Annotated in this window: 20 protein-coding genes and 1 other annotated feature; of the genes, 16 read left to right on the forward strand and 4 right to left on the reverse strand. The window is 34.9% G+C overall.

Annotation, left to right across the window (positions count from 1 at the left end; translation table 11 throughout):
* The first annotated feature begins 119 nt into the window (after positions 1-119).
* Entirely contained in the window at positions 120-2,018 is a 1,899-nt protein-coding gene (locus ACWG0P_RS10295; protein ID WP_455801647.1) for a DUF2207 domain-containing protein, read from the forward strand.
* 10 nt (positions 2,019-2,028) lie between these two features.
* Here ACWG0P_RS10295 and ACWG0P_RS10300 read toward each other — a convergent pair whose 3' ends face one another.
* Positions 2,029-2,643 (reverse strand): recombinase family protein, encoded by a 615-nt coding sequence (locus ACWG0P_RS10300; protein WP_455801648.1) that lies wholly within the window; start codon positions 2,641-2,643, stop codon positions 2,029-2,031.
* A 189-nt stretch (positions 2,644-2,832) separates the two neighbouring features.
* Positions 2,833-3,037: a binding site (T-box leader), on the forward strand.
* Between the two features lie 37 nt (positions 3,038-3,074).
* On the opposite strand from ACWG0P_RS10300, the gene thrS reads away from it, so the two are divergent.
* The 5 genes from thrS to ACWG0P_RS10325 all read left to right on the forward strand — a co-directional run bounded on the left by thrS (position 3,075) and on the right by ACWG0P_RS10325 (position 8,518).
* Complete coding sequence (gene thrS, locus ACWG0P_RS10305; RefSeq protein ID WP_455801711.1) at positions 3,075-4,808, forward strand: threonine--tRNA ligase; 1,734 nt, start codon at positions 3,075-3,077, stop codon at positions 4,806-4,808.
* On the forward strand, positions 4,805-5,725 hold the full coding sequence (locus tag ACWG0P_RS10310; RefSeq protein ID WP_455801649.1) for a hypothetical protein: 921 nt from the start codon (positions 4,805-4,807) through the stop codon (positions 5,723-5,725). Before thrS ends, ACWG0P_RS10310 begins: the two co-directional genes overlap by 4 nt.
* Before the next feature lie 6 nt (positions 5,726-5,731).
* Positions 5,732-6,106 (forward strand): NifB/NifX family molybdenum-iron cluster-binding protein, encoded by a 375-nt coding sequence (locus tag ACWG0P_RS10315; RefSeq protein WP_455801650.1) that lies wholly within the window; start codon positions 5,732-5,734, stop codon positions 6,104-6,106.
* 139 nt (positions 6,107-6,245) lie between these two features.
* A complete protein-coding gene (locus ACWG0P_RS10320) occupies positions 6,246-7,142 on the forward strand; it encodes an HAD family hydrolase (RefSeq protein ID WP_455801651.1) in 897 nt (298 codons plus the stop codon).
* Between the two features lie 35 nt (positions 7,143-7,177).
* Positions 7,178-8,518: a substrate-binding domain-containing protein gene (locus ACWG0P_RS10325; protein WP_455791550.1), complete on the forward strand. Its 1,341-nt coding sequence runs from the start codon at positions 7,178-7,180 to the stop codon at positions 8,516-8,518.
* Between the two features lie 91 nt (positions 8,519-8,609).
* Here the strand turns inward: ACWG0P_RS10325 and ACWG0P_RS10330 are convergent, their stop codons facing one another.
* Complete coding sequence (locus tag ACWG0P_RS10330; RefSeq protein ID WP_455801652.1) at positions 8,610-9,455, reverse strand: phosphotransferase; 846 nt, start codon at positions 9,453-9,455, stop codon at positions 8,610-8,612.
* A 72-nt stretch (positions 9,456-9,527) separates the two neighbouring features.
* Here ACWG0P_RS10330 and ACWG0P_RS10335 point away from each other — a divergent pair, with 72 nt between their 5' ends.
* From ACWG0P_RS10335 to ACWG0P_RS10350, 4 genes are read left to right on the forward strand one after another with little or no spacing between them, the layout of a single operon-like run.
* Positions 9,528-11,198, forward strand: coding sequence for a DUF4080 domain-containing protein (locus tag ACWG0P_RS10335; protein WP_455801653.1), 1,671 nt, complete (start codon positions 9,528-9,530; stop codon positions 11,196-11,198).
* Position 11,199: 1 nt separating this feature from the next.
* A complete protein-coding gene (gene rdgB / locus ACWG0P_RS10340; RefSeq protein ID WP_455801654.1) occupies positions 11,200-11,787 on the forward strand; it encodes an RdgB/HAM1 family non-canonical purine NTP pyrophosphatase in 588 nt (195 codons plus the stop codon).
* A gap of 1 nt (position 11,788) precedes the next feature.
* A complete protein-coding gene (locus ACWG0P_RS10345; protein WP_455801655.1) occupies positions 11,789-12,298 on the forward strand; it encodes a tRNA (cytidine(34)-2'-O)-methyltransferase in 510 nt (169 codons plus the stop codon).
* Positions 12,295-12,876 carry a hypothetical protein gene (locus ACWG0P_RS10350; protein ID WP_455801656.1) on the forward strand — a complete coding sequence of 194 codons (582 nt, stop codon included), beginning with the start codon at positions 12,295-12,297 and terminating at the stop codon, positions 12,874-12,876. The genes ACWG0P_RS10345 and ACWG0P_RS10350 overlap by 4 nt, the downstream gene beginning before the upstream one ends.
* Before the next feature lie 26 nt (positions 12,877-12,902).
* Here ACWG0P_RS10350 and ACWG0P_RS10355 read toward each other — a convergent pair whose 3' ends face one another.
* Positions 12,903-13,148 carry a DUF3892 domain-containing protein gene (locus tag ACWG0P_RS10355; RefSeq protein WP_455791538.1) on the reverse strand — a complete coding sequence of 82 codons (246 nt, stop codon included), beginning with the start codon at positions 13,146-13,148 and terminating at the stop codon, positions 12,903-12,905.
* A 252-nt stretch (positions 13,149-13,400) separates the two neighbouring features.
* On the opposite strand from ACWG0P_RS10355, the gene ACWG0P_RS10360 reads away from it, so the two are divergent.
* The 4 genes from ACWG0P_RS10360 to ACWG0P_RS10375 all read left to right on the forward strand — a co-directional run bounded on the left by ACWG0P_RS10360 (position 13,401) and on the right by ACWG0P_RS10375 (position 16,825).
* Entirely contained in the window at positions 13,401-14,651 is a 1,251-nt protein-coding gene (locus ACWG0P_RS10360) for a hemolysin family protein (protein ID WP_455801657.1), read from the forward strand.
* Between the two features lie 11 nt (positions 14,652-14,662).
* Complete coding sequence (locus tag ACWG0P_RS10365) at positions 14,663-15,130, forward strand: RidA family protein (RefSeq protein WP_455791535.1); 468 nt, start codon at positions 14,663-14,665, stop codon at positions 15,128-15,130.
* A 124-nt stretch (positions 15,131-15,254) separates the two neighbouring features.
* Positions 15,255-15,674 (forward strand): competence protein ComK, encoded by a 420-nt coding sequence (locus ACWG0P_RS10370; RefSeq protein ID WP_455801658.1) that lies wholly within the window; start codon positions 15,255-15,257, stop codon positions 15,672-15,674.
* 38 nt (positions 15,675-15,712) lie between these two features.
* Positions 15,713-16,825, forward strand: coding sequence for a DNA recombination protein RmuC (locus ACWG0P_RS10375; protein ID WP_455801659.1), 1,113 nt, complete (start codon positions 15,713-15,715; stop codon positions 16,823-16,825).
* 9 nt (positions 16,826-16,834) lie between these two features.
* Here the strand turns inward: ACWG0P_RS10375 and ACWG0P_RS10380 are convergent, their stop codons facing one another.
* Positions 16,835-18,559, reverse strand: a complete 1,725-nt coding sequence (locus ACWG0P_RS10380; RefSeq protein WP_455801660.1) for an asparagine synthetase B family protein — start codon at positions 18,557-18,559, stop codon at positions 16,835-16,837.
* A gap of 191 nt (positions 18,560-18,750) precedes the next feature.
* On the opposite strand from ACWG0P_RS10380, the gene ACWG0P_RS10385 reads away from it, so the two are divergent.
* A complete protein-coding gene (locus tag ACWG0P_RS10385; protein ID WP_455791527.1) occupies positions 18,751-19,614 on the forward strand; it encodes a YitT family protein in 864 nt (287 codons plus the stop codon).
* Positions 19,615-19,709: 95 nt separating this feature from the next.
* Complete coding sequence (locus ACWG0P_RS10390; protein WP_455801661.1) at positions 19,710-21,206, forward strand: ABC transporter permease; 1,497 nt, start codon at positions 19,710-19,712, stop codon at positions 21,204-21,206.
* Positions 21,207-21,214: the final 8 nt, after the last annotated feature.

A 21,214-nucleotide genomic window follows, 5' to 3' on the forward strand; every position in this document is an offset into this window, starting at 1 on the left:
CTCCACGTGCTCTGTAGTATACTACCTCTCTTATATGGTAGCATAACAGCACTTGGAATTGTAGTAGTTTCATAAAATATTTGTGCCCGCGTGCGAAGCGCGGAGGAATGGAGGAAATTATGAAGAAAATTATACGTTGTTTACTTGTCTCGTTGGGATTGTGTTTGTTTTCCATACTACCTGTATCTGCTCAAGAGGCATTCATTATTGATCAAGCAAACATTGTCATGGATGTTCATGAAGATGGATCTATTGATATAGTAGAAACCTATCAGATGGATTTTACGGATTATCGACATGGGTTTTATCGCAACATTCCCAATACTTATCGCATGCAGTTTTCTGAAGGTGGAGAAGTTAAGACGATGAATTACTTCTTTCCTGTTTCTAATATCGAGTGTTCTACTACTTGCGAGATAGAAGGGAATAAGGACTCTGTAATTGTAAAACTTGGAGATGGAGATGTTACTATCATAGGGAAACAGGATTATACGATTTCCTATACCATTCAAACTAGAGATTTAAGATTAGATAATAAAGCACAAACATTGTATTGGAATTTGATTGGTAATTTTGATACACAAGTAAAAGATTTTAGCTATGAAATTCGTATGCCCAAAGAATTCGATAAAAATGAAGTTTTCACTTCTACTGGAGCTTATGGAGAAAATGGAGATACGTTAAGCTATGAGGTTGATGGTACAACGATACGTGGATCCATTACAAACCCACTTTATAATAATGAGTTTGCGACTATTCGAGTAAACCTAGGAACAGATTATTTTACATTTCCTGAAATGAAAGATTACACCGTAATCTGTGCAATTGTTGCCGGGGTTATTTTGTTGCTTGCGTTCTTGTTGTTTATGAAGTTTGGTAAAGATGATGAAATTATTGTGACTGTTGAATTTAAAGCACCAGATGGTTTGAATAGTGCGGAGGTTGGCTATATCATAGATGATACTGCACAAAACAAGGACATGATTTCTTTGGTTATTGATTGGGCAAATCGTGGGTTCCTGAAGATACATGATGTTGAAGGAAGCTTTAAATTAGAGAAATTAAAAGAAATGGATAAAGAAAACAGCAAAGCTTATGAACGTAAATTCTTTGATGCTATTTTTAAGAAAAATACAATCGTTAGTGAAAGTGAAATGACTGGTTTGAAAGTAGGAGAAGCGTTACAATCTTCAAAATCAATGTTAACGAATTATTTCCACTCTAGTAAGAAACGTCGTATTTATAACAACAATTCAATCGTTCTACAAATAATCATGATTTTCTTTATTATGTTGCCAGGTTTATTATCAGTTACTTTGGCCGCAAGAGAAATCTATGGGTTATTCCAGATTTATTTTGTATATTTAATACCTTCTGTTTTATTGGGAGTGAGTTGTATTCCATGGATATTTATTATGCGTTTACGTTATTCTATGAAAAACTCTGTCTTCTTATTATCAAGTGTAGGATGCCTTGTGTTAAATGCTATTCTTATCGGAGTTAATATATTCATGCAATATATTTGTGAAGTATCTTGGATTGGAATTGTGATGAGTAGTATTGTAAGTGTATTGTTGATCATCATTATGATGTTTATGGACAAGCGTACTCCTCAAGGGAATAAATGGTTAGGACAGATTCTTGGATTGAAAGATTTTATCTTGAACTGTGAAAAGGATCGTTTGGAATTACTTGTGAAAGAAAATCCAACTGCCTTTTATAACATCCTTCCATACGCATATGTATTGGGTATTTCTGATACATGGGTGAAGAAGTTTGAAAGTATTGCGGTGATTGCTCCTGATTGGTATGTGGGGTATAATGGCAATTTATTTACAACAGTATTATGGTGGAATCATTTCCATTATTGTTTCCATAGTATTTCTACTGCAGCCTCTCATATTCCTACGCCTACTGGAGGCAAGGGGATTGGTGGAGGAAGCTTTGGTGGTGGAGGCTTTGGCGGCGGAGGTTTCTCTGGTGGAGGCTTCGGTGGCGGAGGCGGCGGAAGCTGGTAAAAAAAGCGGTTTATGAACCGCTTTTTCTCTGCTTATGCTCTTTTGCTTTTTTGTAGAAAGTAGAATATTTTAATCCTGAAATAGCAATCGCTTCTTTGCTAAGTAATTCTCCTTTTTCCCACAGAAACATGATTTCTTCGAATTCTTTTGGTAATTCTAGTTTTGGTCTACCAAAACGAACTCCTCTTAATTTTGCGGCTCGTATTCCTTCAGCTTGCCGTTGTCGTATGTTTACACGTTCATTCTCTGCGACAAAAGAGAGCAACTGAAGTACAATGTCACCAATCAAAGTACCTATTAAATCCTTTTTCTGATCGGTATCTAGTAAAGGCATGTCAATAATTTTGATATCTACGTTTTTCTCTTTTGTGATGAATTTCCATTCCAGCAGGATTTCATTATAATTTCTTCCTAAACGATCGATACTCTTAATAACAAGAAGATCACCAGGTTTTAATTTCTTATATACGAGTTTATGATACGCAGGACGATTGAAATCTTTTCCGCTTAATTTATCCATATAAATACAATTTTTCGGAATCCCTTGTTCAATAAGTTCAATATATTGTCTGGCCTCATTTTGATCTTGACTTGATACCCGGACATATCCATAAGTTCTTCTCATAATACACCCCTTTCTTGTGCTGCAAACACATGCCTGTATTCTAGCATAACTATCTTTAGAAAATGATACGAATTACAGTATTTCATTACGAGATTATAGAAAGGAAATAAATGGAAAAAAATTGACGATATGTAAGAAATAGTTCGTTAGGATTGACATTAGCAATAGAATGTTGTATAAAATAAGCATATAAATACAAAGATAAGGACATGGATGTATGGTTTTGATGTAGAGAGAAGAACGGTTGGTGAAAGTTCTTTGATAAAACGATATGTTTACTCCCTTGGAGTTGCCCCTGAAAAGGTGTGCCGCGTAACTAGCGTTAAAGGTAAGAGGGCATATTCGTTTGAATATGAACAAAGGTGGTACCGCGTATAAGACTGACGTCCTTTGAGTGTCAGTCTTTTTTATATGTCAAGGAGGATACGATGATGATCGACATTAAAGAACATGCAGAGTTAAGTGTATTAAACCATTCTTGTGCTCATATGATGGCACAGGCTGTAAAACGTTTATATCCAAATGCGTTATTTTGGGTTGGGCCTGTAGTAAGTGAAGGGTTTTATTACGATATTGATTTAGGAGATGAAGTAATCAAAGATGATGATTTGCCTAAAATCGAAAAAGAAATGAAGAAGATTGCGAAAGATGGAAAACGCATCACTCGCAAAGAAATAAGCAAAGAAGAAGCATTAGAAATGTTCAAAGACGATTTGTATAAAATCGATTTGATCAGTGGTTTGGAAGATGGCACAATTACTTGTTACCAACAAGGGGAATTCATTGATTTATGTAGAGGACCTCATGTGGAAACAGTAAAAGAGTTGAAGAACTTTAAACTGTTGAAACATTCTGGAGCATATTGGAAAGGTGACAGTGACAATAAAGTTTTACAACGTATTTATGGAGTTTGTTTTCCAACTGCAGAAGAATTGGAAGAACATTTAAATTTATTAGAAGAAGCAAAGAAACGTGATCATAAAAAACTTGGTAGAGAACTTGATATCTTTACAATGAGTGAATATGCTCCAGGAATGCCATTTTTCTTACCAAATGGAATGATTATCCGTAATCAATTGGAAAACTTCTGGTATGAAGAACATACAAAAGAAAACTATCAGTTTATTAAAACTCCAATTATGATGAGTAGAGAATTATGGGAAGTAAGTGGTCACTGGGATAATTATCAGGAAAATATGTATACAACTAAAGTAGATGATCGTGATTTTGCGATTAAACCTATGAACTGTCCAGGTGCATTGTTAGCATATAAGGCTGGTTTACACTCTTACAAGGATTTACCTCTAAGAGTAGGGGAATTAGGCCAAGTACATCGTCACGAGGCTAGTGGGGCTTTAAATGGCTTGTTCCGTGTACGTACATTTACACAAGATGATGCTCATATCTTTATGCGTCCTCAACAAATTGAAGAAGAAGTAATGTCTTTGATTCAATTTATTGATCGTGTATATGCAATCTTTGGATTAACATATCGTATTGAGTTATCAACTAGACCAGAAAAGAAATATATTGGAGATTTAGAAATCTGGGAAAAGAGTGAAGCAGCTTTAGCAGCAGCATGTGAACATGCGGGTAAAACATATAAGGTAAATCCAGGAGATGGAGCATTCTATGGTCCTAAACTAGATTTCCATATCAAAGATTCATTAGGAAGAGAATGGCAATGTGGAACAATTCAATTGGATATGAACCTTCCAGAACGATTTGATTTAACATATGTAGAAAGTGATGGTACAAAGGTACGTCCAGTTATGTTACATCGTGTTATCTTTGGTTCTATTGAACGTTTCATCGGTATCTTGATTGAACATTATGCAGGACACTTCCCAACATGGTTGGCTCCTCAACAAGTCATGGTCGTTCCAGTACACCACGAAAAACATGTGGAATATGCAGAAAAAATCAATGCGCTAATTTTAGCGAATGGATATAGAAGCAAATTAGATGCAAGAAATGAAAAATTAGGGTATCGTATACGCGAAGCTCAGCTTGCAAAAATTCCTTATCAGCTTGTAATCGGAGATGGTGAACAAGAACAAGGTACTGTAACCATTCGTCGCGCACAAAGCAAAGAATCACAGACAGTGACTGTAGAGGAATTTCTTGCGATATTGTCTGAGGAAGTGAAGGAGAAACGTCTATGAAATTACTAAAAGCTTTACTTGTATCAACACTTGCATTTACTATGGTGGCTTGCTCTACTACAGAAACAAAAAAAGAAGAGCCAATCAAAGCCATCGTTCCTATGGGAGCTACTTCTTTATCTTTATTAGGTTTATATGAAGATAAAAACGTTACCATTGACACCGTTGATGGTAGTGACACCTTATCTGCAGAATTCAATAAGAAAGATGGATATGATATCATCATTGCGCCAATTAATCTTGGTTCAAAATTGATTTCTACTGGAAAAAGTGAATATGTTTTAGATAGCGTAGTAACATGGGGAAATCTGTATGTAATAGGAACGGATGAAAGTGCACTTACTACAGAAGGCGTATTTGCTGCATTCGGAGAAGCTGCTGTACCACAGAAAGTATTGATGAATAGTTTGGATTTAACAACAATTACACCATCCATCACATACTTTAATTCTGTGAATGATGTACAAGCACAGTTGTTATCAGGAAAAGCGAATGTTGGTTTGTTGGCAGAACCTGCTGCAACCGCAACCATTGCGAAAGCAAAAGAAAAAGGCATGGAACTAAAAGTACTAAAAGATTTACAAAAAGAATATAAAGCAAAAAACAATACAACAAAAGAAGGATATCCACAGGCAGCTTTATTTGTGAAAAAAGGCAGTGAAGAAAAAGTAGCAACATACTTAGAAACTGCGAAAAAGTTTGCGAATGAAACAGCGATTGGAGATGATACTTCTGTTACAAAGGCTGTAGAAAAAGCAACCGTTGAAAAACTAGGGGTACCAAGTGCACAGATTGCACAAAAAACTTGGGCACGTCAAAACATCAAGTTTGTAAAAGCCAACACTGTAAAAGAAGATATCACAGCCTTCCTAGCACAATTCAAAATCACATTAGATGATGCGTATTATGGAGAGTAACAAACTATGAAATATGCGATTACATTTGAAAACAACCAAGTTTTTCAACACTTCGGAAAGACACCATCATTTATGATGGTAGATGTCATTGATGGAGTAGCACAAGAAAACATAATTCCTACGGATGGAAAAGGACATGGTGCTCTTGTTGGGTTCTTAAAAGAGTATCAAGTGGATGTCTTAGTATGTGGAGGTATTGGACAAGGCGCAAGAGATGCCCTGACAGCTTCCAATATCGCTTTGATATCTGGAGCGAAAGGAAACATAAAAGACATTATTTTAAGCATCCTTGATGGTAGTTTGAAAGATGATCCAAGTGGTATGTGTAATCACCATCATGAAGGTGAATATAACTGCGGAAGTCATGATTGTACAAAATAACTGGTCATATTTGATCAGTTTTTTTATGTAATGTAGTATTTAAAATCTTCGTTTATAAGAATTCAGGAAAGATTAACTAGGCATAAATGACTTGGAATGTTAAAATAATGTGGTATGTTTAAAATGTGAGGTAAGTAAAATGATAAAATTAGCAGTTAGTGATTTAGATGGAACATTGTTTAATGCAACACATGAATTAGATGAACATGACTCAAAAATCATCATAGAGTTTCAAAAAAGAGGATTTCAGTTCATGATTGCGACAGGAAGAAATTGGACAAATGCAAAGGATCTAGTAGAACAATTTGGAATTACTTGCGAATATATATGTTTAAATGGAGCCGTCATTTTAAATGAAGAAAGAGAAATGGTTCAAGAAATTCCAATTCCACAAGATATTTTGTCACAAGTGATGACAATGTTGATAGAAAAAGATGTATGTTTTCATATGTATGGGAAAAAGGGTATTATCACGACGGATGCAAAACGTGGAGAAAAAGTAGCCCTTGCACATCTAATGCGTAATAATTTTACAGAAGAAGAAGCAAGAAATATTATGGAAAAAGGAAACTTTGCGAAGTTTGATGTTATTGTAGATGATGTAGATGCTTATTTACAAAGTAAACCTATTGTTTATAAGATTGAACTATTTTCAACAACCGCGCAAATTCAAAAAGAAGTACGTGAAGCACTATCTTGCATAGCGGGTATAGATGTTACAAATTCAGTCGCAGATAATGTGGAGATTACATATCATAAAGCGCAAAAAGGACTTGCCTTAAAAAACTATTGCGAAATGCATGGTATCGCCATGGATGAAGTGGTTGTCTTTGGGGATAGCTTAAATGATTTGAATATGATTGAAACATTCCATTATGGATTTGCAGTAGAGAATGCAATTGATTGTATCAAGGAAAAAGCAAATTATATAACGGCATCTAATGTGGAACATGGAGTAACACGTATATTAGAAGGACTTATGGAACACAATGGAGATAAAGAATACTTAAATAACTTTAAAAATACCACAAAATAGTATAAAATGAACATGACGAATTGTGAGGGATTACTATGAAGAAAATTACCATTACAGAATTAGCAAAAACGGCAAGTGTATCTACGACAAGTGTAAAACGCTTTTTGAACAATGAAAAAGTACGAGCAGATATTGAAAGAAAAATCAAAGAAGCTCTTGAAAAATTAGAATGTGCCATTGAAGATATTGAAGTGGAAACAAAAGAAGTGGTGGAAGATGTAAAAGAAATCATCGAAGAAAAAACGAAAGATAAAACATCAGCGAAAGAAGATTTTTCAAAGAAACTAAAAGGAGCCGTAAAGAAGACAGGAGAAATGATGGAAGGAACAAAAGCCAAACTAGCAAGTTCTGGTGAATCTATCAAAAAGAATGTTTCAAAAGCGGATATCCCTGGAAAGTTGAAAGGTTCTATTGAGAAATCTAGTGCTACATTATCAAAAGTAAAAGATAAAATTTCAACAGGAACTCATGCAAAAACTTCTAAAAAAGCAACAGAACTGCCTTTGAAAACTGAAAAAGTAGTAGAAAAGAAGAAATTGCCAAGAGCACCAAAAGTAAAAGAGCCAATCATTCGTGAAAAGAAAGATTATGTTTTTGGTATCCTTACCAAGGATGTAACAAATCCCAGATCAAGAAAAATGATTAAAGCGATTCAAGAAGTAAGTCATGAAAGTCATTGTTTGTTTTCTGTCTATGTAGGAGAAGGAAATGCTCCTTTAGAAGAAAGATATGTAGAAGCTATGATCAAACAACAAGTGCATGCGGTCATCATTGAAAGTTGTGCAAATCCTTCTAGTTTGGCAAAACAATTAAAAGAGGCCAATATCGTTTGTGTATTCTTGAATCAAAGAAAATCGGATATTACATCACTTGCGGTAAACGAAGTAGAAGCTGGAGAAGTATTAGGTGAATACTTGATGAAGATGCGTCATCTTGTAGTACGTTACCTTGGGGCGGATGAAACTTTATCCTCTGAACATTACGAAGGAATCAAAAAAGTATATCATGAAAAGAAACAACCATTGGATTTCGCAACGAGAATGTGCGATGGAAGTTACTTGGATATATATGAGAAATTAAAAGAAGTGTTTGAAGAAAAAATTGATGTTCTTTTATTAGAACGTGATGAAATGGCAATTCCATTGAATAAGTATTTAAAAGAATATCATATCGCAGTCCCTCAAAATACTTCCGTTATGAGCTTTGGAGGACATGCGATTACACGTGTGATGTCCCCAACTCTGACAAGTCTTGCGTTTGATTATAACGCATATGCAGAATATGTATGTGCAACTATATTTGCCATCATTGAAGGTAAGACAAAACCAAAGATGCCAGAAATTTATCGCATTCAAGAAGGCGACTCTGTTCGTTAAATAGTACATAAAAACGTCATTCTATTCATGGAGTAGGATGACGTTTTGTATACTAAAAAAGGAAGAACGTTCGAGACATTCTTCCATGCTATTATTTATTCCATTGAATCCATGCTTGATAACTATGTTGTAATGCTTCGTATTTATCTTTTGCGATACTTTGATAAATATCCTCATGACGATGTTCCCACATCATCATTGCCCACATGCACCATAATAAATTATGGACATTTTCCCATATGAACAATTCTCTTCGTATTTCAGGAGTGATTTCATCAAAGTAGACCCGATAGAATCGCTCTCTTAATGTTTCATCAACAATCTGATTCTCTGTAATAAAAGACATCACATCAAATAAAGGATCATTATCTGCGGCATATTCATAATCAATGAGATAAGTTTTTTCTTTATCAAATAGAATGTTTCCTTCTACCCAATCATTATGACATAAGCATATATGTTCACTGTTTTCTTGGATGTGTTGAAATATATCTTCATATGAAGTTAGCTGATAGAGTGGGGAAGTCACAAAACTACGATAGTGTTCATAACGTTTCTTTGGATCAAACGCTATGTTGATTTTTTTGTTGATGGAATGAAACTTCTTCATAAGCAATGCTGTACGCTCTATTTTATCTTCGCCTTGATATTGTGCATAATCCAATGCATTTTCTATATAACGAGTAACTTTATAGCCACTGTCTTCATCATAATAGATTGTTTCCACATCGATATCTTCGTCTTTGATTGCTTCTAGTGCCAACGTTTCATGATGACGATGGACAATGTTTTCGCTATCATAACGAGGCGTACGAAGAACGAAACGCTCTCCATTTATATCTAAAGAAAAGTTCTGATTTGTCAGACCTTTTTTCATATCTTCGATTTTTATATCTGGATTATAAAAAAGATTATCCATAAACGTATGTATATTCATGTAATCACCGTTTCTATCATAGCATATTTCCTATAAATTTGGTAAAATATTAAAGAATAAGAAGGTGAACTTGTGAGAAAAACATTATTAACAACGTGTAATGCAAAATATATACATAAAAACTTAGCCTTGCGTTGGATTTATACCTGTTGTCCAGATACATCCAATGTAACTTTAAAAGAGTATACCATTAAAGATCAGGTTTCTAGAATTGTAGATGAAATACTTAATGGGCAATATCAAGTAGTTTGTTTTAGCTGTTATATTTGGAATATTGATTTGACTTTGGAAATCATTGAATCTTTAAAAAAGAGAGATTCAAAGTTACATATTATCATCGGGGGACCAGAAGTAAGTTATGAATCATACGATTTAGTGGATAAAGGGGTCGATGCGATTAGTATTGGAGAAGGAGAACAAAGTGTTTGGGAATATGTTTCCATGTTGGATGAAGATATGCCTTATGAAGTGCGTGGAATGTATACGAAAGCATTTCCTAACAAAGAATATCGAAAAACTGCATTGTCCTATCTAGAACAACAAGAGGACCCATATTTCTTAGAGATGGATCATATGGATATGGGAAATCGCTATTTGTATCTAGAAACAAGCAGAGGGTGTCCATATGGATGTACATACTGTTTAAGTTCTGCTGATCGTGATGTACGTATGTTTTCTTTGGAATATGTGATGAAGTTATTAAGGAAAATTGAAAAAAGTGATGTGCGACAAGTAAAGCTTTTAGATCGTACTTTTAATGCAGATCCTAAACGAGCATTACAAATTGCTCGTTATATGAATGAACATTGTGTTCATCAAATCTTCCAATTTGAAATTGTTGCGGAAACGTTGAGTCCAGATTTGTTGGATTTTTTTGTGAATGAGGCAGATAAGAAAAGATTTCGTTTTGAGATTGGTGTACAATCCTTTAATAAGAAGACGTTATCTTCTGTAGGACGAATTCAAAATAATGAACGACTTCAAGAAGTCATTGCACAATTACGCGATGCGAATTGTACCATGCACGTGGATTTGATTGCAGGTCTTCCTTTTGAGAATTATGATAGTTTTCATGCTTCTTTTGATCAATTGTTTTCTTTACAAGCAAGTGAGTTACAGTTGGGTATTTTGAAATTACTAAAGGGAACTTTACTTCGAACACAAAGAGAAGAACATGCATTTTCATTTCATATGCAAGCCCCTTATGATGTGACGAGTACCTATTGGTTAACAGAGGATGAAATGCGTCGTATACATACTTGTGGAGAGGCAGTAGAAAAGTTTTGGAACAGTGGCGTTTGTCGAAGGATGATTGCGGTGATTTTAAAAGAGGGATGGTACGATAGTGCTTTTTGTTTATTTATGAAGCTTGGAGAAGAGTATGATAAACTTCCTAGACCATATCAACCATATGCTTTATTTCAATGTTTTTATGAAGTTTTAAAGCACGTAGATGAACAAGTTGTAGATGCACTTTTGTTGACTTATTATTATCCACGTTTTAAACAGAAACCACATCGTTTTACAAAGGGAAGTGTATCTCTTGAGAAGAAGAAAGAAATATTAAGATTTATGATTGAACAAGGGGTTGGAGATCAAAATACATTGTTTCGTTATGGAGTTGTGGACATTGCATATTTGGATACTTGCGGATTTCAACTTGTGTTGTATAATAAAGAACAGAGTTTACCAAGACAGTGGTTTATCGATGATAAACTATCCATGATAAAGGAGATATTATAAGATGAAAGAAATTATGTTAGCGACAAGTAACGCACATAAAGTAGAAGAGTTTCAAGCCATGTTACGTCCATTAGGTTATCATGTGAAAAGTCTTCTTGATTTAGAAGAAGAAATTGATATTGAAGAAACGGGAACTACCTTTGAAGAGAATGCACTTATCAAGGCACAAGCTATCCATGAGTTGTTGGGTATTGAAGTCATTGCGGATGATAGTGGTCTTGCGGTGAATGCAATGAATGGAGAACCTGGTGTATATTCAGCGCGTTTTATGGGTAAGGATACTTCTTATGATGTAAAGAATCAATATATCATTGATACTTGTAAAGATGCAAAAGATAAAGGATGTCAGTTTATATGTGCCATTGCCTATGTGAAAGAAGATGGAACTCATTTTGTTTGCAAGGGAGTTGTAGAAGGACTTGTATATGACCATATCGAAGGTAGTAAAGGGTTTGGATATGATCCAATCTTCTATTATCCTCCATTTCAAACAACACTAGCCAACGTTAGTGAGGATCAAAAAAATGAAGTATCGCATCGAGGAAGAGCAATCGCACAACTTGTTGCGTATATGAAAGAAGGTAAATAATATGATTCACTTAGTACTATTTGAACCAGAAATTCCTCAGAATACAGGAAATATGATGCGTACATGTATGGCTACCAATACCAAAATGCATTTGATTAAACCGCTAGGATTTTCATTGGATGAACAACATCTTCGCAGAGCGGGTATGGACTATGTAAAAGATTTGGATTATCAAGTATATGAAAATTGGGAAGATTTTACATCAAAGAATCCTAGCGAACACTATTTCTATATGACACGTTATGGGAAAAAAGCTCCTTCACAAATGGATTTTTCCGCATGTGATGGTGATATTTATGTTGTATGTGGAAAAGAGAGTACTGGAATTCCTAAATCTATCTTAGCAGATGATTTGGATCATTGTATGCGTTTGCCTATGGTAGCAAATGCTCGTAGCTTAAACTTAAGCAATTGTGCTGCCATCATCATTTATGAAGTATTACGGCAACTAGATTATCCAGGTCTTTCTGATGTGGAAGTTATCAAAGGGGAAGACTGGCTAGAAGTATGATCCCATATTTTGATAAATTTGTGGATACACGTGAAAAACGTTACCATCTTCTACTTGTACTCACATTGTTAAGTGCTCTGTTGTTAATTCTTCCATATTTGTTGTTAGGTGCACAATTATCCTTTCTAAGTACGTATGATTCTTTGTATGAATTGTTAGAAAAACCTTATATAGAATGGACATTTATATCAAGGATGATTGTGGACGTTATATCGATTGCCTCTTTTCATCTTCCCAATATCATAGAGTGTATTGTGTCTAACCTTGGTGTTTTGGATGTGATTTGTATTGTGTTGGTAGTAATTAGTTTTGGGATATTAGAAACAAAACGAAGCTTTACCATATGCTTACTGATTTTGGTGATAGAAGTACTTGCGTGTTGTGGGTTTGCCTTTTGTAGTTTATCAGCGGGTAGTTTACAACCAGTGATTACCAATATCAAGTGGATGGGAGGTATTATTTTACTTTCCAATAGTATCTTAGGGATCCTTGTGTTGTATCATGTACTACGACAAATTAAAAAATATTGCCTTGTGTATCAATATGAAGTACAAGAAATAAAAGAACATGTGAGCTGATCACATGTTCTTTCTTTTGAATTCCATTAGAATTCTTTTAATTTGCTAAGGTTTGTTTTTTCGTTTCCATCGTTCATACCACGAATGTGGCGAGCTCCATCACGTCCAGTAAATGGAATAGCATTTTCAATCATGCCACTTTCTACTGCTTCTAGAGCTTGCTCGTAATCGTAGGTTTTTCCGTTGTTGTCTTTAAACTCACTCAATGTTCCATCTGAGTTACGACGAGCTGCTACGAAACGACATTTTTTTGTGTTTTTTTCTTTTTTCATTTTTCTTACCTCCTGACATTATTGTGAGCGTAAGAGTGGTATTTATACGCAATTATGAGACTGTGAATTTTTGGAAATGTAGAAAGTAAAATGACAAAGAGTGTGACAATGTGGTCTTTTTGATTGAAAAATATTTATTTTCGTTTATAATAATGACTTAGTAAAGGTCTTTCTTTACTGTCTGTGGAACGCATGATGTATCATATGTATATTAGGGAGTGGTTATACTTGGAAGGTCCGCATATAGTGCTTATGATTGTATTATTGGTGCTAATTGCTTTATCAGCTTTATTCTCATCGACAGAAACGGCATATTCATCAGTGAATATGATTCGTTTAAAACAGATGGCAAAAAATGGTGATAAACGAGCAAAAAAAGCTTACAACATATCAAAAAATTTTACAGCTGCAATCACAACAATTCTTATCGGGAATAATGTTGTGAATATTTTAGCGACATCCATCGCGACAGATTTGTTTACGAAACTGTTTGGAGATGCGGGTGTGGCTTTGGCGACTGCAATGATGACAATTATGATATTAACATTTGGAGAAGTTACACCAAAGATTGTTGCCAAGGCAAAATCTGAGTCTGTAGCGTTGTTTATGGCAAAGCCATTATCTTTTCTAGTCACTGTTTTTAGACCTATTACATTCGTGGTAGAAAAAATAGAAGATTATTTTGAAAAGAAAATGAACATAGAAAATGTAACAGCAACTGAGGATGAACTATTGGAAATTGTTTCGACAATTGAACAAGAGGGTGTTCTTGAGCAAGAAGAACGTGAACTTATTGAAAGTGTCATTGAGTTTGATGATAAAAATGTACACGATATCATGGTGCCAAAAGATAAAGTTGTATTTCTTTATGATAATGCGACTATGGATCAACTAAAAGCGGTACTTAAAGAGCATAAATTATCACGATTACCAGTAATTTCTTATGAAACTACAGAAGTAGTGGGAATCCTAAGAGTACGCGATGTGCTAGATGCCTTATTGGAAGATAGGGAAATCGTCATTGCGGATATGATGCAAGCACCAACCTTTGTCTCTCAACGTAAATATCTACCAGATGTATTAGAGGATATTCAAAAGAGTAGGGAACATATGGCAATTGTTATTGAAAGTAATAATTCTCATGTATTTGTTGGTATTGTGACATTAGAGGATGTATTGGAAGAATTGGTAGGAGAAATCTATGATGAATACGATACGTTACCAAATCACGTTGTAGAGATTGGACATCATACCTTTACCATCGATGGAAAAGTGAATCTTGTGGAGTTCTTCGATACATATGTAGATGATCAAGATGCACCAGTTACCAAAGCAAGAAACTTTAGTGCTTGGGTAAATGAATTAAATAACCATCGTAAGGTTCGTAAGGGCCGAGAAATAGAATTTGAAAACTTTGAAATCAAAGTGTTGGATACCAAGGATGGAATGGCATCCAAAATAGAATTGCAAATCTTATCCTTAGTGGATGATGAATTAGACTAGGAGGTCATATTATGAACGTATTTTTAAAAGCAATCAAACCAGAAAACGCACCTAAGGCAATCGGGCCTTATTCACCAGCAGTAAAATTAGGAGACTTCGTGTACCTTTCAGGACAAGTTCCTTTCTCACCAGAAACAGGAGAAATCGTTGGTACTACAATTGAGGAACAAACACACCAAGTAATGAAGAATATTCAAGCGGTTTTAAATGATATGGGTCTAGATTTCCGTCATATCGTGAAAACAACAATCTTCATTTCTGATATGAATGATTTCGCACAATTAAACGAAGTTTATGGTTCTTACTTAGAAGAACCATATCCAGCAAGAAGCTGTGTAGAAGTAGCTCGTTTACCTAGAGATGTAAAAGTAGAAATTGAATGTATTGTGATTGATACATTGGTTTACGAACAACAAATGGCGGCACAGGACCAGGGATGCTCTGGATGTGGCGGCGGATGCGACGGAGGATGTTGCTAATAGACGGTCTTAGGACTGTCTTTTTTTAATTATTTGTTGATTTTTAAGATAGAAGTATCGTATCTGTTAACTTTGCTTGCAATCTCCATAGTATGTACGATACCCTTTGCGTAGGGGTGATACTATGATTTATATGATTAAGGAAACACTGATGGGAATCGAACTTTTACAAGATGATACACTATGTTTTGTAAAAGATATAAAAGCTACTTCTTTTATCAACGAATGGTGTGTGATGAATGGAAGTACTTATGAAGGTAGAAGAAAGGCATGTGCAATGCGTTTACAGATTCATCAAAAAGTTCCAATTTTAATTTCAGAAAGAACAAAAGATATGATGTTTCCTACACGTAAAGTAACCACTATGGAATGCCTTTGGTTGAATGCTCGAGGAATTGATACGATAAAAAGAAATGGAAAACATACGATTATTTATTTTTTAAATGGAGAACAGGTTGAGGTAGCAGTGGAGTATCGAGCAATCAAGCGAGAAATAACACTGTGCTCTCAATATTTAGAAATTTTAGACTCGTTCCTACGCTGATATTCATGGTATACTTATTACAAGTGAGGAATGATGGTATGGAGTATGTAATGTATATATGTATTGCGGCTGTGGCAGTGTTGCTAATTGTGTTAATCATAGCGATGCGTCCTTCCGTAAATAAAAAAAATGAAGTAAAAGAATTGTTGTTGGAAAGTGAAAAACGACAGCAAGAAGCATTGTTTCAAACACAAAGAAGCATGAATGAAGTATTGATGCAGTTTCAATCTCAAATGAGCAATACGATGAAACAGGATTTACAACAATTGAACGAAACAACAACACGTCATTTATATACGATACAAAAAGATGTGAATGAAAATATGACACATGGATATGATCAAACATCGAAAGTATTTACACAAGTATTACAAAGAATGGGGAAGCTTGATGAGAGTCAACAAAATTTAAAAGAGTTATCACTTTCTATTACGCATTTGCAAAGTATTTTAACAGATAAGAAGACACGTGGCATTTTTGGAGAGATTGAACTTTATAGTTTGTTGGAAGTGGCAATGGGAGTAGATACAAGCCGTTATCAGAAACAGTATAAACTAAGCAATGGGTATATCGCAGATGCGGTTGTATTTGCAAGTGAACCTTTGCGTATGATCTGTATCGATTCTAAATTCCCATTGGAAAACTATAATCGTATCTTACAAGACCAAATTACAAGTGAGGAACGTAAACGAGTTCAAGCTATATTTTTATCCGATGTAAAAAAACACATCAAAACCATTGCGGAGAAATATATCATCCAACATGAAACTGCAGAGTTTGCGTATATGTTTATACCAGCAGAAGCAATTTTCTCTTATCTTCATGGACAATGTCCTGAACTTATTCAATACTCATTTGAACAAAAAGTATATCTTGTTTCTCCAACAACACTCATGGCATATATCACAGCGATTAAAGCTATCTATTTGGGTGTTCAAAGAAATGAAAATATCTTACAAATACAAGACGCTTTAAAAAGACTGCAACAAGAATTTGAACGATTTGAAAAACGATATACAAACGTATCGAATGATTTTGAAAAATGTTATCAAGATATGAAATTGGTACAAATTACAACCAATAAATTACTAGCACGTTTTAAAGAAATACAAGATGTAGATTTAAAAGGCGAAGAAAAAAGCTCCGAGTGATTCGGGGCTTTATTCTATTGTTACATGATATTCGCAAATCCAACGATCAATTTGATAAATATAAGATAATAATTGAGGTCCACTCATCAATTGTCCATACCAAGGAAGTGTATAGGAAGCTCCTTTTGTATCGATTAGTTCTTTTAATTTCTCATCATCAAATAGAACATGAAGAGGACTATTTGGATCATCAAAACGCTCTTTTACTTTTTCCGCAATCAAATCAGCATATAGGGGATTGTGTGTTTTAGGGAAGGGGTTCTTTTTACGATGAGCAACTTTTGTAGGAAGTTCATCTTCAAAGGCTTTACGAAGGATTCCTTTTTCTTCATCATTTAGAAATTTCATAGACCATGGAATATTATATACATATTCTAACAATTTCACATTCGCAAAAGGTGCACGAATATTAACCTTGGCTTTATCGCCTTCACATACTTGACGTGTAACAAGGGTTTGCATAAACCAGTGTAATACAAGTACGGTGTTTAAACGAGCTTTTTTGTCTTCTTCACTATCACTATCCAAATACTTCACTATAGCCAGTGTTTCAAGGTAGCGCTTATCTACATACCCTTGATAATCAAAATCTTGGATTCGTTTATTTAGAAGTTGGATACGTTGTTCACTGTAGCGTAACCATGGGAAAGTTTGAATATCTTTGAATTCTTCTCGATAAAACCAAGGATATCCTCCGAATACTTCATCCCCACACTCACCACTTAAAATTATTTTTTCTTCTTTTGCGACTTGTTCACATAACCATAATAAAGAGGAATCGACATCTCCCATACCAGGCATATTACGCGCAAGCATTGCTTCATCTAATGCATCTAATAATTCCTTTTGTGTAATGGTAAGTTTGGTATGGCTATTCTTACAATACGCTAACATTTCATCAATGTATTCTTGATCTAAGGAAACTTGATACATGTTTCCTTTGAAGTTTTCACTATTTCCTTCATAATCTAAAGAATACGTATGCCAATCAGGATTATTTTTTGTACAAATAGAAGTAATGATACTACTATCTACACCACCGGATAAGAAACTAGCTTTACAATCTTTGCTTTGGTTGATGACAGAGTCATGTACCAAATCATGAACTTTTGCGATAGTATCTTCTAGAGAATCTTCATGTTTATAAAGTGGTAAATCGTAATAACGCTCTACTTGTACTTTATGGTCACGAAGAGATAATATAGATCCCATAGGAAGAGCTTTGATATCTTTGAATAAAGTTTCACTCTCACTTAAGCTAGGTCCAAAGGCAAACAGTTCAATGATTCCATCTTTATTAAGAACTGCAGGTTCTTCGCTGTATTCTAATATCGTATCGATGCTATTGGAAACCCAAATACCTTTTTTGTTACTCATATAAAAGATAGGCTTGGTTCCCATAGGATCTTTGATAGAAAGGATAGTTTTTCCTTTACGGATGGTGAAGGAATAAGAACCTTCCAGTTTTCGCATAGCTTCATTACCCCATAATAAATAAGAGTATAAGAAGACTTCTTCTAAGCAAGTAGGTGCTTTGAAATTCGCAAGGATTAGTTCTTTGGTGATTTCTTCTGTGTTGTATAATTCACCATCAATACATAGATCAAATTCTAGGGACTGATACGATGTTTTCTTAAATCCTGATAAATACAAATCATCTTCAATAAATGCAGATTCATCAACAGGTAGTTGATCAATTGGGGCGTAAGGCATGAATGTCAATAGTTTTTTCATTGTTGTATCTCCTTTACAAACTTAGTTTATGAAGGGAATAGGAAAAGTAGTATAATTTTTTTGTTAAGAGGATGTAAAAATGTTAGCATTCTTATTTCTACAAAATAAGAAAGTCTCTTTACAATTTTGTACACATAGAAGATAAAACGTTGTATAATACTGTTGTCCAAAAGACATAGAAGAGGATTAGTATGAAGAAAACATGGGGTCGTCGTGATATTATATCGATTATTTGTGTAGTAATAGGTTCATTTTTATGTGCAATCAACATCAATACCTTTATTGGTGCTGGTGGTCTTTTTCCAGGAGGTTTTACTGGGTTGACAGTATTGATTCAAAGAAGTTTTGAAAAGTATGCGCATATACAAGTATCTTATTCGCTTGTCAATTATGCTTTAAATGCAATACCTGCATATATTGGGTTTCGTACCGTTGGAAAGAAGTTTACCATTTATTCCATTATGGTCATTGTATTAACGGGTATGTTTGTGGAAATACTTCCAATCATCAATGTAACGGAAGATATTTTGTTGATATCCGTGTTTGGAGGTATCTTACAAGGAATTGCGTTAGGAATTGCACTTCGTGGGAATGCGAGTGGAGGGGGAACGGATTTCATTGCTATGTGGATATCTAAGAAAACCAACCAACCGGCATGGAATTATATTTTAGGAATGAATGCGGTGATGTTGATGGTTGCTGGGTATTTATTTGGATGGGATAAAGCACTATACTCCATTATCTTTCAGTTCTGTTCGACACAAATTATTAACATGGTACATACACGTTATAAAAAAGTTACCCTCCATATCGTTACGAGCAATCCAGATATCGTAATCGAAGAGATTCAAAATACCACACATCATGGAGTTACACGTTTAGAGGGGATAGGTACGTATTATGGACAACCAAGGACAATGTTATATACAGTACTGGAAAGTAGCAATGTAAAACAATTGGTAGTACGTGTTCGAGAACTAGATCCAACGAGCTTTATCAATGTAACCAAATCAGAATTTGTAGAAGGAAGATTTTATCAAACACCAATCGAGTAGGAGCAATCCTACTTTTCTTTTTCTTTTCAGGGTACGTTCACATGCCTTACACATAGTTCCTGTAAGATGTATCCGTAATAGAAAGGAGTATACCTATGTATATCTTAAAGAATGCATTACGAAATATAGTTCGTTCAAAGGGAAGGAATATCTTAATTGGTTGTATTGCCTTTGTGATTGGATTGTCAGCTTGTTTAGCATTATCCATTAAGGAAGCTGCTGTAAGTGAAAAAGAAAGTGGTTTGGATGGAATTGCAATTACGGCAAGTATTGGAGTAGATCGTCAATCGATGATGGAAGACATCTCACAAAACGGTGAAGGCGATGAAAGTAAACAACGTTCTGATATGAAGGAACAGATGAAAAATATGGCAACGTTATCAATCGACGAGATGAAGACCTATGCGAAAGCGGAATCTGTGAAAGATTTTTATTACACCAATAGTACCTCTTTAAATGGTACGGAGGTAGAAGCTGTTTCTACCTCTAGTAGCACAGAAGATGAAAATGCGCCTGGTGGTGGAGGGATGCGAGGTGGCATGGAAAATCAGGGTGATTTTACATTCACTGGATATAGTTCCTATGCAGCTATGACATCTTTTAGTGATGGAAGCAATGAAATAACAAGTGGAGAAGTATTTGAGGAAGGTAGTGATGCGTTGGAGTGTATCATCAACAAAGAACTCGCAACCTTAAACTCAATTAAAGTAGGAGATAGTATCACGTTTACAAATCCTAGTAATACGGAAGAAACGTTTATTGTAAAAGTGGTTGGTATCTATACAAGTAATGAAACTACACAGAGCAGTGGATTTATGAATATGGCTATGATGGACCCTGCAAATCAGATTTATATGTCCTATGAAGCATTGCAAAGTATTGCGGATCAAAGCGTTGCCAACACAGCAAATGAAGAAAGTTCAACAGCACTTCGTTGTATGAGTAATGGTACGTATGTATTTGAAAATGTAGATGCTTATGAAGTGTTTGAAGAGCAAGCACGTGCACTAGGTTTATCGGATACGTATACCATTAGTAGTAGTGATGTAAGTGCCTATGAACAAAGTTTACAACCTTTAGAAAATCTTAGTAAGTATGCAACGTATTTCTTGATTGTGATTTTAACCATTGGAGGCATAATTTTGGTTGTATTAAATATTTATCGTATACGAGAACGTAAATATGAAATTGGCGTTCTTGCGGCGATAGGTATGAACAAAATGAAGGTTGCATCACAATTTGTAATTGAAATATTTGTGACTACACTGTTTGCTATTTTAATTGGAACTGGCATTGGTGCAATATCATCGGTTCCACTTACCAATACCTTGTTATCAACACAAACAAGTGAAACAACAAATGGATTCTCAGATAGTAGTAGAGGACCTGGAGGTATGACAGGCAAAGGTAGTGGAATGCCTTCTGCACCAGGAACTACAAACTATATCGAAGAAATTAACAGCGCAACCAATATGAAAGTAATTGTAGAACTTATAGGAATCGGGATTTTATTAACCATTTTATCGGGTGGTGTTGCGGTTATGAGTATTCAACGTTATGAACCGTTGAAGATATTGTCAAATCGAGAGTAAAGGAGGAA

Source organism: Amedibacillus sp. YH-ame6, assembly GCF_053848845.1.